Source organism: Streptomyces sp. NPDC006643 (assembly GCF_042870175.1).
In the GTDB taxonomy this organism is placed as follows: Bacteria; Actinomycetota; Actinomycetes; order Streptomycetales; family Streptomycetaceae; genus Streptomyces.
In genome coordinates this window covers 136,499-149,423 of record NZ_JBIAHA010000021.1, presented here as the reverse complement: position 1 = coordinate 149,423, position 12,925 = coordinate 136,499, and the positions used below count along the sequence as shown (strand labels likewise).

9 protein-coding genes are annotated in these 12,925 nt (G+C 70.9%); 6 read left to right on the top strand and 3 right to left on the bottom strand.

Annotated features, from left to right (window positions below):
* Positions 1-307: 307 nt before the first annotated feature.
* Positions 308-820 carry a pyridoxamine 5'-phosphate oxidase family protein gene (locus ACFYNU_RS27295; protein ID WP_356594118.1) on the bottom strand — a complete coding sequence of 171 codons (513 nt, stop codon included), beginning with the start codon at positions 818-820 and terminating at the stop codon, positions 308-310.
* Between the two features lie 181 nt (positions 821-1,001).
* Here ACFYNU_RS27295 and ACFYNU_RS27290 point away from each other — a divergent pair, with 181 nt between their 5' ends.
* On the top strand, positions 1,002-4,070 hold the full coding sequence (locus ACFYNU_RS27290) for a bifunctional [glutamine synthetase] adenylyltransferase/[glutamine synthetase]-adenylyl-L-tyrosine phosphorylase (RefSeq protein ID WP_356594116.1): 3,069 nt from the start codon (positions 1,002-1,004) through the stop codon (positions 4,068-4,070).
* A gap of 24 nt (positions 4,071-4,094) precedes the next feature.
* Here ACFYNU_RS27290 and ACFYNU_RS27285 read toward each other — a convergent pair whose 3' ends face one another.
* Both ACFYNU_RS27285 and ACFYNU_RS27280 read right to left on the bottom strand, forming a co-directional pair.
* Positions 4,095-5,228 carry a phosphatase PAP2 family protein gene (locus ACFYNU_RS27285; RefSeq protein WP_356594114.1) on the bottom strand — a complete coding sequence of 378 codons (1,134 nt, stop codon included), beginning with the start codon at positions 5,226-5,228 and terminating at the stop codon, positions 4,095-4,097.
* Positions 5,229-5,323: 95 nt separating this feature from the next.
* A complete protein-coding gene (locus ACFYNU_RS27280; protein ID WP_356594112.1) occupies positions 5,324-6,382 on the bottom strand; it encodes a LacI family DNA-binding transcriptional regulator in 1,059 nt (352 codons plus the stop codon).
* Between the two features lie 381 nt (positions 6,383-6,763).
* Here ACFYNU_RS27280 and ACFYNU_RS27275 point away from each other — a divergent pair, with 381 nt between their 5' ends.
* The 5 genes from ACFYNU_RS27275 to ACFYNU_RS27255 all read left to right on the top strand — a co-directional run bounded on the left by ACFYNU_RS27275 (position 6,764) and on the right by ACFYNU_RS27255 (position 12,808).
* On the top strand, positions 6,764-8,035 hold the full coding sequence (locus ACFYNU_RS27275; protein ID WP_356594110.1) for an extracellular solute-binding protein: 1,272 nt from the start codon (positions 6,764-6,766) through the stop codon (positions 8,033-8,035).
* A gap of 33 nt (positions 8,036-8,068) precedes the next feature.
* Complete coding sequence (locus ACFYNU_RS27270; RefSeq protein WP_356594108.1) at positions 8,069-9,082, top strand: sugar ABC transporter permease; 1,014 nt, start codon at positions 8,069-8,071, stop codon at positions 9,080-9,082.
* Positions 9,083-9,087: 5 nt separating this feature from the next.
* Complete coding sequence (locus ACFYNU_RS27265) at positions 9,088-9,966, top strand: carbohydrate ABC transporter permease (protein ID WP_356594231.1); 879 nt, start codon at positions 9,088-9,090, stop codon at positions 9,964-9,966.
* Positions 9,967-10,076: 110 nt separating this feature from the next.
* Positions 10,077-11,762 (top strand): glycoside hydrolase family 13 protein, encoded by a 1,686-nt coding sequence (locus tag ACFYNU_RS27260; RefSeq protein WP_356594106.1) that lies wholly within the window; start codon positions 10,077-10,079, stop codon positions 11,760-11,762.
* Positions 11,747-12,808, top strand: a complete 1,062-nt coding sequence (locus tag ACFYNU_RS27255; protein WP_356594104.1) for a LacI family DNA-binding transcriptional regulator — start codon at positions 11,747-11,749, stop codon at positions 12,806-12,808. The genes ACFYNU_RS27260 and ACFYNU_RS27255 overlap by 16 nt, the downstream gene beginning before the upstream one ends.
* Positions 12,809-12,925 lie beyond the last annotated feature (117 nt).

The window sequence follows — 12,925 nt, the reverse complement described above, 5'->3', positions numbered from 1 at the left end:
GGAACGGTCGTGGGTGTCCGCACGCGCCCAGGAGCGGACGTCCACGCTCCGGCGTACGGCCTCCGGCACCGGACGCCGACCGGTATCGGCCAGGGCGCGGGCGCTGTACCGCAGGCCGTACAGGCGCACGGAGCGCCAGGGACCCGCGCCGGACCAGACGCGGGGCGGCGGGCGGTGGTGTGCGGTGCGTGCCACGGGGGACTCCTCGGTCACACCGCCGGGGATCTCCCGGCGGAGCTACCGGAATCCCGTGGCACCCGCACCCCGTGAACGGCCCTGGCTCATACGGCGGATGCCACGGCCGCCGTCAGGCGAACCGCCAGCGGGTCTGGCTGTACGGGTCCTTCGCGAAGCCGAAGGCCGTACGCGGCGCGACCCCGAACACCGGGACGGGGCCCCACTTGCCCACGAACGCGCCGTCGTTCACCTCGAAGTGCCAGTCCGGCCCGTACTTGCGCTCCCACAGCGCCGCCAGCTCGCCCAGCCGCGCCCCGTCCGTCTCCCGGACCGCTTCCCCCTCGACCACCAGGTCCCGGCCCTCGCCGAGCGCGTTCGTGCCGGTGGTGAGGACGACCTCGCGGTTCTCGTTCAGATTCAGGACCTTCCGCTCCCGCTCGCCCGAGCTGAAGTACAGCGCGTCCCGCCACCAGACCGTCAGCAGCGGGGTGACATGCGGCCGGCCGTCGGGGCGTACGGTCGTCAACCAGAAGATCTCGGCCTCCGCCAGCCGCGTCACCGCGTCGGCCCAACTGTCCGCGACTGCCTTCGGGTCGCTGTAGCGGGCGTCGAGGTAGGTGTCGACCGGTTCCTTGTGCGCCATGGTGCCGTCCCTTCGGGAGAGGTGCTGCGGGGCAGTGAGCGGGAGTACGCTCACGACCCTTCCGCAGGAGAGGACCGGCCGCGACACCAGAACTCATCGGCCGACCGGCTCCACCGGCTCCCGGGACGCGGCGGAGTACTAGGCTCGGCCACGGATCTCCATCGGACGGACGAAAGGCCGCATGACGGTGCAGGGACGCAGGAGCAGTACCTTCACCCGCCTGCTCCGGCACGGCTTCACCGACCCGTCGGCCGCCGAGCGTCTGCTCGATCTGCCCGAGATGGCGTCCGTACGGGGCGATTCCGTCCTCCTCGACGCGCTCGGCTCCACCGCCGACCCCGATCTGGCGCTGCGCGCCCTCGTCCGGCTCGCCGAGGCGCACGAGGACGACGGGCGCCGGCTGCTGCTGGACACGCTGATCTCGGCGAAGCCGTTGCGGGACCGGCTGCTGGGTGTGCTGGGGGCGTCCGAGGCGCTCGGCGACCATCTGGCCAGACACCCCGCCGACTGGCAGGTGCTCGTCACCTACGAGTCGGCGGACCTGCACCCCGGCGTCGCCGAGTTCGAGGCCGGTCTCGCCGAGGCGCACGACGTCGACTCGCTGCGCGTCGCCTACCGCCGCTGTCTGCTGTCCCTCGCCGCCCGCGACGTCTGCGGCACCACCGATGTCGCCCAGACCGCCGCCGAACTGGCCGACCTGGCGACCGCCACACTGCGCGCCGCGCTGGCCATCGCCCGCGCCGCCGCCCCCGAGGACGCGGCGATGTGCCGGCTCGCCGTCGTGGCGCTCGGCAAGTGCGGCGGCCAGGAACTGAACTATGTCTCCGACGTCGACGTCATCTTCGTCGGCGAGCCCGCCCACACCCTGGTCCACGACCCCGCGGCCGACGGGGACGACGCCGAGGCGGCCAAGACCGAGGCCAAGGCCGTCCAGGCGGCCACCCGGCTCGCCGCCCATATGATGCGCGTCTGCTCCGAGACGACGGCCGAGGGCACCATCTGGCCCGTCGACGCCAATCTGCGCCCCGAGGGCCGCAACGGCCCGCTCGTACGCACCCTCTCCAGCCATCTCGCCTACTACCAGCGCTGGGCCAAGACCTGGGAGTTCCAGGCCCTGCTCAAGGCCCGCGCCGTGGCCGGGGATCTCGCGCTCGGCCGCGACTACGTGGCCGCCGTCTCGCCCATGGTCTGGCAGGCCGCCGACCGCGAGAACTTCGTGTCCGACGTGCAGAAGATGCGCCGCCGGGTCGTGGACAACATCCCCGTCGGGCATGTCGACCGCGAGCTGAAGCTCGGCCCCGGCGGACTGCGGGACGTCGAATTCGCCGTACAGCTCCTCCAGTTGGTGCACGGCCGCAGCGACGCCTCGCTGCGCAGCGGCACCACGCTCGTCGCGCTGCGGGCGCTCGCCGCCGGCGGCTACGTCGGCCGGACCGACGCGGCTCAGCTCGACGAGGCGTACCGCTTCCTGCGCTCCATGGAGCACCACATCCAGCTGTTCCGGCTGCGGCGTACGCATCTGGTGCCCGACGACGAGGCGGATCTGCGCCGTCTCGGACGCTCACTCGGGCTGCGCACCGAACCGGTCAACGAACTGAACAGGGCCTGGAAGCGGCACGCCTCGATGGTCCGCAGACTGCACGAGAAGCTGTTCTACCGGCCTCTGCTCGACGCCGTCGCCCAGCTCGCCCCCGGTGAGATCAGGCTCAGTACGAAGGCGGCCGGCCAGCGGCTGGAAGCGCTCGGGTACGCGGACCCGGTGGCCGCGCTGCGGCATCTGGAGGCCCTGTCGTCCGGTGTGAGCCGCAAGGCCGCCATCCAACGGACGCTGCTGCCCGTGCTGTTGGGCTGGTTCGCGGACTCGGCCGACCCCGACGCCGGACTGCTGGGCTTCCGCAAGGTGTCCGACGCGCTCGGCAAGACCCCCTGGTATCTGCGGCTGCTGCGCGACGAGGGCGCGGCGGCGGAGAATCTGGCCCGCGTGCTGTCCGCCGGGCGGCTCGCCCCCGACCTGCTGCTGCGCGCCCCGGAGGCCGTCGCACTCCTCGGCGACGCGAACGGCCTGAAACCGCGCGGCGTCAAGCATCTGGAGCTGGAGGTGCTGGCCGCCGTCGGCCGGGCGGAGACCGCCGAGATCGCGGTCGCCGTCACCCGCGGGGTGCGCCGGCGCGAGCTGTTCCGCACCGCCGCCGCCGACATCATCGGCAGTTACGGCACCGAGGAGAACCCCGCCGAGGAGGATCCCGGCGAGCTGGTCGACCGGGTCGGCAAGGCGGTCACCGACCTCAACTCCGCCACCCTGTCGGGCGCGTTGCGCGCCGCCGTGCGGCAGACCTGGGGCGACACCCTGCCCGCCAGATTCGCCGTCATCGGCATGGGCCGCTTCGGCGGCCACGAGCAGGGCTACGGCTCCGACGCGGACGTGCTGTTCGTGTACGAGCCGCGCGAGGGCGTCGCCGAGCAGGAAGCGGCGCGGGCCGCCAGCACCGTCGTGTCCGAGATGCGCAGACTTCTCCAACTCCCCACGACCGACCCGCCGTTGATGATCGACGCCGATCTGCGCCCGGAGGGCAAGACCGGCCCGCTGGTGCGCACGCTGGCCTCCTACGCCGCCTACTACCGCCGCTGGTCGCTGGGTTGGGAGAGCCAGGCGTTGCTGCGCGCCGAACCGATGGCCGGCGACGCGGAGCTGGGCCGCGCCTTCATCGAGCTGATCGACCCGCTGCGCTATCCCGCCGAGGGGCTGAGCGAGGCGGCCGTACGCGAGATCCGCCGGCTCAAGGCGCGGATGGAGACGGAGCGGCTGCCGCGCGGCGCCGACCCCACCCTGCACACCAAACTGGGCCGGGGCGGGCTGTCGGACGTCGAGTGGACGGTGCAGCTGATCCAGATGCGGCACGCCTGGGAGGTGCCCGGTCTGCGCACGACGCGTACGCGCGAGGCGCTGGCCGCCGCCCACGCCGCGGGCCTGATCTCGGACGAGCACACCCAGATCCTCGACGAGGCCTGGGTGCTGGCGACGCGGGTCCGCAACGGCGTGATGCTCGTACGCGGCAGGGCGGGCGACACGTTCCCGTCGGACGGCCGTGAACTGGCCGCGATGGGGCGGTACTTGGGCTACGGTCCCGGATCGGCGCAGCCCGGCCCCGGCCCGTACAACGGACACAGTGGCGACATGATCGACGACTACCGGCGGACGACCCGACGGGCACGCGCGGTGATGGAGGAGCTGTTCTACGGGGCCGTCTGAGTCGTCCGAGTCGTCTGAGTCGTTCTACGGAGCCGTCTGGGAGGACGGCCGGTTCCGGGGGGACGGTCTGTGCCGCGAGGCGGACGGCGCGCTCCGGCCGGACGGCGCGCCGGGCTTCGGCGACGCACCCGGCTTGGTGGCCGGCGAGGCGCGGGTGGCCGGTGGCGCGCTCCGCGCGCCGTGGGCGGCCTGCTGCGTCGAGGCGGCCTGTTCCGCGGGGCCGCTACGCGCGGCCTGTCCGGCCGGCTCGGGCTCGGGCGAGGCCCGCCTGCCCCACAGACCGGGGCGGCGCAGCCACCGCCGCCGTGGGCGGTCGTCCTTGATGTACCGGGGCAGCTGGTGCGGCAGCGCGCCGTACCAGGCGTACGAGACGGCGAACCCGAACGCGAGGCAGACCATGCCGCCCACCGCGTCCAGCCAGAAGTGGTTCGCGGTGGCCACGATCACGATCAGCGTGGCCGTCGGGTAGAGCAGCCCCAGGATCTTCGCCCAGGGCGCCTTGGCCAGCGCGAAGATGGTCAGCCCGCACCAGAGTGACCAGCCGATGTGCATCGAGGGCATCGCCGCGTACTGGTTCGACACCGCCTTGAAGTTGCCCGACGCCATCGATCCCCAGGTCTCGTGGACCTGCACCGTGTCGATGAAATGGCCGCCCGGCATCAACCGGGGCGGCGCGAGCGGATACAGATAGTAACCGAGCAGTGCCACAGCGGTGGTGGCGAAGAGGATGAGCCTGCTGGCCGCGTAACGGCCCGGGTGACGGCGGTAGAGCCAGACCAGCACCGCGATCGTGACGATGAAGTGCAGCGTCGCGTAGTAGTAGTTCATCGCGACGACCAGCCATGTCACCGAATTCACGGCGTGGTTGACGGCCTCCTCGAAGTTGAGGCCCAGCGTGCGCTCCGCGTGCCAGATCCAGTCCGCGTTGCGCAGGGCCTCGGCCTTCTGTTCGGGCACCGCGTTACGGACCAGTGAGTAGATCCAGTAACTCACCGCGATCAGCAGGATTTCGAACCAGATACGAGGGCGTCGGGGCGACCGCATACGGCGCAGCCGACCGGTGCGGGACACCGGGCCGGACCCGTCGGCCGTCGCACCCGAGGGGGGTGTCGGCGTGGCCGTCGTGCCTTCCGGAATCTTCACGGTCGTTTCACCCATGGAGAGAGAGTCTGCCAGATTTCCGCTCTCGACCGATCATCCCTCGGGTGGGTCCTGACCGCATGCGCTACGCCTTGGGGACGACCCCGAGACCCTTACTTCCGGCCGATTTCTCCCGGGGTTTCGCCCAGGGGGCCGGGCGCCGGACCGGAGGCCGTGGAGCCGCGTACCACCAGCTCCGGCATGAAGACGAACTCGCTGTGCGGAGCGGGCGTACCGCCGATCTCCTCCAGCAGGGTGCGGACCGCGGCCTGGCCCATCGACGGCACCGGCTTGCGGATCGTGGTCAGCGGTGGATCGGTGAACGCTATGAGCGGCGAATCGTCGAAACCGACGACGGACACATCGCGCGGCACGTCCTTGCCGAGCTGTCTGGCGGCGCGGATCGCGCCCAGCGCCATCATGTCGCTCGCGCACACCACCGCCGTACAGCCGCGTCCGATGAGCGCCGTCGTCGCCGCCTGCCCGCCCTCCAGGGTGTAGAGGGAGTGCTGGATCAGCTCCTCCGTCTCCTCGGGTGACAGCTCCAGCTGTTCGCGCACGGTGGCGCGGAAGCCCTCGATCTTCCGCAGGACGGGCACGAACCGCTTGGGTCCCACCGCGAGACCGATCCTGCGGTGCCCGAGCGAGACGAGATGGGTCACGGCCAGCCGCATCGCCGCCCGGTCGTCGGGCGAGATGAAGGGGGCGCGCACCTTCGGCGAGAAGCCGTCCACGAGGACGAACGGCACACCCTGGGCGCGCAGTTGCTCGTAGCGCTGCATGTCGGCCGAGGTGTCGGCGTGCAGTCCGGAGACGAAGATGATGCCGGAGACGCCGCGGTCGACCAGCATCTCCGTCAGCTCGTCCTCGGTGGAGCCGCCGGGGGTCTGGGTGGCGAGGACGGGCGTGTAGCCCTGGCGCGTCAGTGCCTGGCCGATGACCTGGGCGAGCGCCGGGAAGATGGGATTCTCCAGCTCGGGCGTGATCAGTCCGACGAGGCCGGCACTGCGCCTGCGCAGCCGTACGGGGCGTTCGTAGCCGAGGACGTCGAGTGCGGCGAGTACGGATTCGCGGGTGGCCGTGGCAACACCCGGCTTGCCGTTCAGTACGCGGCTGACCGTCGCTTCGCTGACCCCCGCCTGGGCTGCGATATCGGCTAGCCGTGCGGTCATGTCAGTGGACTGTACCGGGCGGGTGCCGGATTGCCCACCATGTGCCCGAATCAGCCACGGGCGGCGACGGGGCGGTCCGGACGCGCTCCCTTGCGGCACCTTGCAAACCCGCTCGTAGCAAAATCTTGCAAGACCTTGCGAGGAGGCGGCGCCGGAGCGTGCCAAGCGTTCACCGAGGGGTATCGGCCGCCACGTACCGTACTTGCCAGCCCACGCGCCCCCCGTCAAGAACCCTTGCGGCAACTGTGCGGACACGCGAATGTAACGATCAGGGTCGCTTGCAGAAATCTTCCGCAAGCTCTTTCGGCCGTCTTTCATCCTTGTTACCTTCACGTCGACCCGGCGCCGCGACGGAGCGGTACGGCAGTTGAAGGAGTTCGGATGCGACGTGGCATAACGGCCACCGCCCTGGCCGCGACACTGGCGCTCGCGGCGACCGCCTGCGGCGGCGACGAGGAGACCGGCGGCAAGTCCGGCTCGGGAGAGCTGACGGGCACGGTCACCTGGTGGGACACCTCCACCGTGGGCAGCGAGGACAAGGTCTTCAAGAAGCTCGCCGAGGACTTCGAGGCCAAGCACAAGGGCGTCGACGTCAAGTACGTCAATGTGCCGTTCGGCGAGGCGCAGAACAAGTTCAAGAACGCCGCCGGCTCCGGCTCCGGCGCGCCCGACGTGATCCGCTCCGAGGTCGCCTGGACACCGGAGTTCGCCGACCTCGGCTATCTCGCGCCGCTGGACGGCACGGCCGCGCTGAAGGACGAGAAGGACTTCGTCCCGCAGGCCGCCGCCTCCACCAAGTACGACGGCAAGACGTACGCCGTCCCGCAGGTCATCGACTCCCTCGGCATCTTCTACAACAAGAAGCTGTTCAAGGACGCCGGGGTCGAAGTCCCGAAGACCATCGACGAGTTGAAGACCGTCTCCAAGACCATCAAGGACAAGACCGGCAAGACCGGGATGTACCTGCGCGGCGACGACGCGTACTGGTTCCTGTCCTTCCTCTACGGCGAGGGCGGCGACCTGGTCGACGCCAAGGGCAAGACCGTCACCGTCGACAGCCCGGCCGGCGTCAAGGCCATGGAGGTCGTGAAGGACCTGGTCGACTCGGGCGCCGCCAAGACCGACGCCACCGACGGCTGGGAGAACATGCAGGCCGCCTTCAAGGGCGGCGACGTCGCCATGATGATCAACGGCCCGTGGGCGATCGCCGACACCTACGCCGGACCGCAGTTCAAGGACAAGGCCAACCTGGGCGTCGCCCCGGTGCCCGCGGGATCGGCCGGCCAGGGCGCGCCCCAGGGCGGCCACAACCTCGCCGTGTACGCGGGCTCCAAGAACCTGGACGCCTCCTACGCGTTCGTCGAGTACATGTCGTCCGCCGAGTCCCAGGCGAAGATCACCACCGAGCTGAACCTGCTGCCGACCCGTACCTCGGTCTACTCGCAGCCGGAGGTCGCCAAGAACGAGATCGTCGGCTTCTTCAAGCCCGTCGTCGACAAGGCCATCGAGCGCCCCTGGATCCCGGAGACCGGCAGCCTGTTCGCCCCGCTGGTGACCGAGTACACCAAGGTCCTCACCGGCCAGACGACCCCCGAGAAGGGTGTCGGGGCGACCGGCGACTCCTACCGCAAGCTGCTCAAGGGCTGGAAGTAGGACGGCGGAGAAGGAAGGAAGGCAGGCCGGCTGATGGCTGTCCACACCGGCCAGTCGGTGGTGAAGGCCGCGGGTGACCCGAATGTCGCCCGCGGCCGGAGCCGCGGCACTGGCAAACCCCCCGGCGGGCTGCGGCGTTCGCTCTCCACCCACTGGTACGCCTGGGCCATGGTCGCCCCCGTGGTGGCCGTGATCGGCGTGATCGTCGGATACCCGCTGGTCCGCGGCATCTATCTGTCGCTGACCGACGCCAACGAACGTAACGTCGAGCGGAACATCGGCGTCAACCACCTGCCCGCCACCTACGAGTTCGTCGGGCTGGACAACTACGCCGACGCCCTGACGGGCGGTCAGTTCCTGTCCACGCTGGGCTGGACGCTCGTCTGGACGATCTCCTGCGTCGGTCTGACCTTCGCCCTGGGCCTGGGCCTGGCGAACATTCTCAACCGCCGTATCGCGGGCCGCGCCGCGTACCGCATGATGCTCATCCTGCCGTGGGCCGTACCGGGCTTCGTCTCCGTCTTCGCCTGGCGCTTCCTCTACAACGAGGACCGCGGCTTCCTCAACAAGCTGCTCGCGGGCGGCGGCATCGACGCGGTGCCGTGGCTGAACGATCCCACCTGGGCCAAGTTCTCGGTCATCGCCGTGAACATCTGGCTCGGTGTGCCCTTCATGCTCGTGGCGCTCCTCGGCGGACTCCAGTCCATCCCGGGGGAGATGTACGAGGCCGCCGAGATGGACGGCGCGGGACCCTGGCAGCGCTTCCGGCACATCACCATGCCGGGTCTGCGGTCCGTCAGCACGACCGTCGTCCTGCTCAGCACCATCTGGACGTTCAACATGTTCCCGGTGATCTTCCTGCTGACCAGAGGCGGTCCCGGTGAGGCCACCCAGATCCTGGTGACCCAGGCGTACAAGTTCTCCTTCGAGATCAGCCCACGCGACTACGCCCAGTCGTCCACCTGGGGCGTGCTGATCCTCGTCCTGCTGATGATCTTCGCCGTGGTCTACCAACGAGTCCTCCGCAAGCAGGGAGATACCTGGTGACCGCCGTGACCGGTACGCAGACGAGCACGTCGAAGGCGCCGGCCGCGAAGGTGCGGCGCCGGGGCGAACGCTCCAGGGCCGCCTCCGTCGCCCTGCACGCCACCCTGGTCGTGGCGTCCGTCATCGCCGTCTTCCCCGTGCTGTGGGTGCTGCTGACGTCGCTGAAGCCCGCCGCGTACGCGACGACGACCGACTTCTTCAAGGACCCGACGCTCGCCAACTACACCAACCTGCTGCGGGACACGCCGTTCCTCACCTGGTTCGGCAACTCGCTGCTGATCGCCGGACTCACCACCGTGCTCGGCGTGTTCACCGCCGCCACCACCGGCTACGCCGTCAGCCGCTTCCGCTTCCCCGGCAAACGCGGACTGATGTGGACCCTGCTGATCACGCAGATGTTCCCGATGGCGGTGCTCATCGTGCCGCTGTACAACATCATGTCGGACCTCGGTCTGCTCAACCAGGCCGCCGGACTGGTGATCACGTACCTCACGATCGCCGTGCCGTTCTGCGCCTGGATGATGAAGGGCTTCTTCGACACCATCCCGCGCGAGATCGACGAGTCGGGCATGGTCGACGGGCTGACCCCGTTCGGCACCTTCTGGCGGCTGATCCTCCCGCTCGCCAAGCCGGGGCTCGCGGTGACCGCGTTCTACTCCTTCGTCACCGCCTGGGGCGAGGTGGCGTACGCCTCCGCCTTCATGGTCGGCGACGAGAACCTCACGCTCGCGGGCGGCCTCCAGAAGTTCGTCAACCAGTACGGCGCGCAATGGGGCCCGATGACGGCGGCGTCCGTGCTCATCGCGATACCCGCGGCGATCGTCTTCCTGTTCGCGCAGCGCCATCTGGTGACCGGTGTCTCCGCCGGCGCCGTGAAGGGCTGACGCACCGTCGGCCCGACCCGCACCACCCGTTACGACAGCGACAGTGACAGCGGCGCCGCGCGGCCCACCGGCCGCCGGCGCCGCTCCACCCCAGACCCCCCAGGGACGACATGACCCAGCACCTCGCTGCCCCCTCCACCGGCACGTCCGACGACGCCCCGGGCCACCGCTCCGGCTGGTGGCAGGACGCGGTGATCTACCAGGTCTATCCACGCAGCTTCGCCGACGCCAACGGCGACGGCATGGGCGACCTCGAAGGCGTACGGAGCCGGCTGCCGTACCTGCGCGCGCTGGGTGTCGACGCCGTCTGGCTCAGCCCCTTCTACGCCTCGCCGCAGGCCGACGCGGGCTACGACGTCGCCGACTACCGCGCCATCGACCCCATGTTCGGCTCCCTCCTCGACGCGGACGCGCTGATCCGCGACGCGCACGAGCTGGACCTGCGCGTCATCGTCGACGTGGTGCCCAACCACTCCTCCGACCAGTACGACTGGTTCCGCCGCGCTCTGAAGGACGGCCCCGGCTCCCCGCTGCGCGAGCGCTACCACTTCCGCCCCGGCAAGGGCGCGGCCGGCGAACTGCCGCCCAACGACTGGGAGTCCATCTTCGGCGGCCCCGCCTGGACCAGGACCACCGACCCGGACGGCACACCCGGCGAGTGGTATCTGCACCTCTTCGCGCCCGAGCAGCCCGACTTCAACTGGGACCACCCGGCCGTCGCCGACGAGTTCCGCTCCATCCTGCGGTTCTGGCTCGACATGGGCGTCGACGGCTTCCGCGTGGATGTCGCCCACGGGCTCGTCAAGGCCCCGGGACTCCCCGACATCGGCACCGCAGGCGGCGACAGCCAGCTCAAGCTGCTCGGCAACGACGTCATGCCGTTCTTCGACCAGGACGGCGTGCACGAGATCTACCGCAGCTGGCGCACCATCCTCGACGAGTACCCGGGCGACCGGATCGCCGTGGCCGAGGCCTGGACGCCCACCGTGGAGCGCACCGCCAACTACGTGCGCCCCGACGAGATGCACCAGGCGTTCAACTTCCAGTATCTGAGCACCTTCTGGGACGCCGCCGCGCTCCGCGACGTCATCGACACCTCGCTCGCCGCGATGCGTCCCGTCGGCGCCCCCACCACCTGGGTGCTCTCCAACCACGACGTCACCCGGCACACCACCCGCTTCGCCCACCCCGTCGCCCTCGGCACCCAGCTGCGCGAGGCCGGCGACCGCGAACTCGGTCTGCGCCGGGCCCGCGCCGCGACGCTGCTGATGCTCGCCCTGCCCGGCTCCGCCTATCTCTACCAGGGCGAGGAACTGGGACTGCCCGACGTCACCGACCTCCCCGACGAGGCCAGGCAGGACCCCTCGTACTTCCGCGCGGCCGGGCAGGACGGCTTCCGGGACGGCTGCCGGGTGCCGATCCCATGGACCCGGGACGGTTCCTCGTACGGCTTCGGCACCGGCGGCAGCTGGCTGCCGCAGCCGGCCGGCTGGGGCGCGCTGAGCGTCGAGGCGCAGACCGGGGTGGCGGGCTCCAGCCTGGAGCTGTACCGGGCGGCCATCGCCGCCCGGCGCGCGCACCCGGGGCTCGGCGCCGGGGCGTCGGTCGACTGGCAGGACGCGCCGGACGGCGTGCTCGTCTTCGCCCGCCCCGGCTTCCTCTGCACCGTCAACACCACCGGCTCGCCCGTCCGTATCCCGGTGCGCGGCAGTCTGCTGCTGGCCAGCGGTCCCTTCACCGTGGACGGCCCCGAGGCCGAACTGCCCGCCGACACCACGGTGTGGTGGACGGTGTGACACTGCCCCTGCCCAAGTCCGGGGCGGGCGCGCCACGGCTCTCGGACATCGCGGGACAGGCGGCGGTCAGCGAGGCGACGGTGAGCCGGGTGCTCAACGGCAAGCCCGGCGTCGCCGACAGCACCCGCCAACGGGTGCTCGCCGCGCTCGACATCCTCGGGTACGAGCGTCCCGTACGGCTGCGGCAGCGCAGCGCCGGGCTGATCGGTCTGGTCACCCCGGAGCTGATCAACCCGATCTTCCCGGCGTTCGCCCAGGCCGTCGAGCAGGTCCTGGCCGGGCACGGCTACACCCCCGTGCTCTGCACCCAACTGCCGGGCGGGGCAACGGAGGACGAGCTGGTCGAGCAGCTCGTGGAGCGCGGCGTCGGCGGCATCGTCTTCCTGTCCGGGCTGCACGCGGACACCTCGGCGGACCCCTCGCGCTACACCGCGCTCATCGACCGAGGGGTGCCGTTCGTCATGATCAACGGCTGCAACGACCGCGTCAGCGCGCCGTTCGTGTCCCTCGACGACCGGGCGGCCATGCGGATCGCCGTCGGGCATCTGGCCGATCTGGGCCACCGGCGGATCGGACTGGCGACGGGGCCGCTGCGGTACGTGCCCTCCGCGCGCAAGCGCGAGGGCTTCGTCGACGCGCTGGCCGCCTCGCTGGGGCTCTCGCGCGAGGACGCCGAGGAGTGGGTGTGCTGCACGCTGTTCAGCGTGGAGGGCGGCCAGGTGGCGGCCGGCGCACTGCTCGACCGGGGCTGTACGGGCATCGTCTGCGGCAGCGACATGATGGCGCTCGGCGTCGTGCGGGCCGCCCGCGAGCGGGGCCTGCGGGTCCCGCACGACGTGTCGGTGGTGGGCTTCGACGACTCGCAGCTGATCGCCTTCACCGACCCGCCGCTCACGACGGTGCGTCAGCCCGTCCAGGCGATGGCGGGGGCGGCGGTGAGCGCGCTGCTGGAGGAGATCGGCGGAAGTCCCGTGCAGCGTACGGAGTATGTGTTCCAGCCGGAGCTGGTGGTACGCGGGTCGACGGCGGGCGCCCGGGTGGCCTGACGGCCCGTCGCGGGCGGGGACGGGTGACCGGCCCGGCCGGCCGGGCGCGTGGGGCCCGGGGTTGCCGGGCCTCCCGTCCGGCCGGACCGGAGTCACCGTGAACGTACCGCTCCGCAA

What these genes read in the sequence shown, in the direction of transcription:
- ACFYNU_RS27275 (WP_356594110.1), top strand. Translation starts at nt 6,764, where the DNA reads ATGCGACGTGGCATAACGGCCACCGCCCTGGCCGCGACACTGGCGCTC.
- ACFYNU_RS27280 (WP_356594112.1), bottom strand. Translation starts at nt 6,382, where the DNA reads ATGACCGCACGGCTAGCCGATATCGCAGCCCAGGCGGGGGTCAGCGAA.
- ACFYNU_RS27295 (WP_356594118.1), bottom strand. Translation starts at nt 820, where the DNA reads ATGGCGCACAAGGAACCGGTCGACACCTACCTCGACGCCCGCTACAGC.
- ACFYNU_RS27290 (WP_356594116.1), top strand. Translation starts at nt 1,002, where the DNA reads ATGACGGTGCAGGGACGCAGGAGCAGTACCTTCACCCGCCTGCTCCGG.
- ACFYNU_RS27270 (WP_356594108.1), top strand. Translation starts at nt 8,069, where the DNA reads ATGGCTGTCCACACCGGCCAGTCGGTGGTGAAGGCCGCGGGTGACCCG.
- ACFYNU_RS27285 (WP_356594114.1), bottom strand. Translation starts at nt 5,228, where the DNA reads ATGGGTGAAACGACCGTGAAGATTCCGGAAGGCACGACGGCCACGCCG.
- ACFYNU_RS27260 (WP_356594106.1), top strand. Translation starts at nt 10,077, where the DNA reads ATGACCCAGCACCTCGCTGCCCCCTCCACCGGCACGTCCGACGACGCC.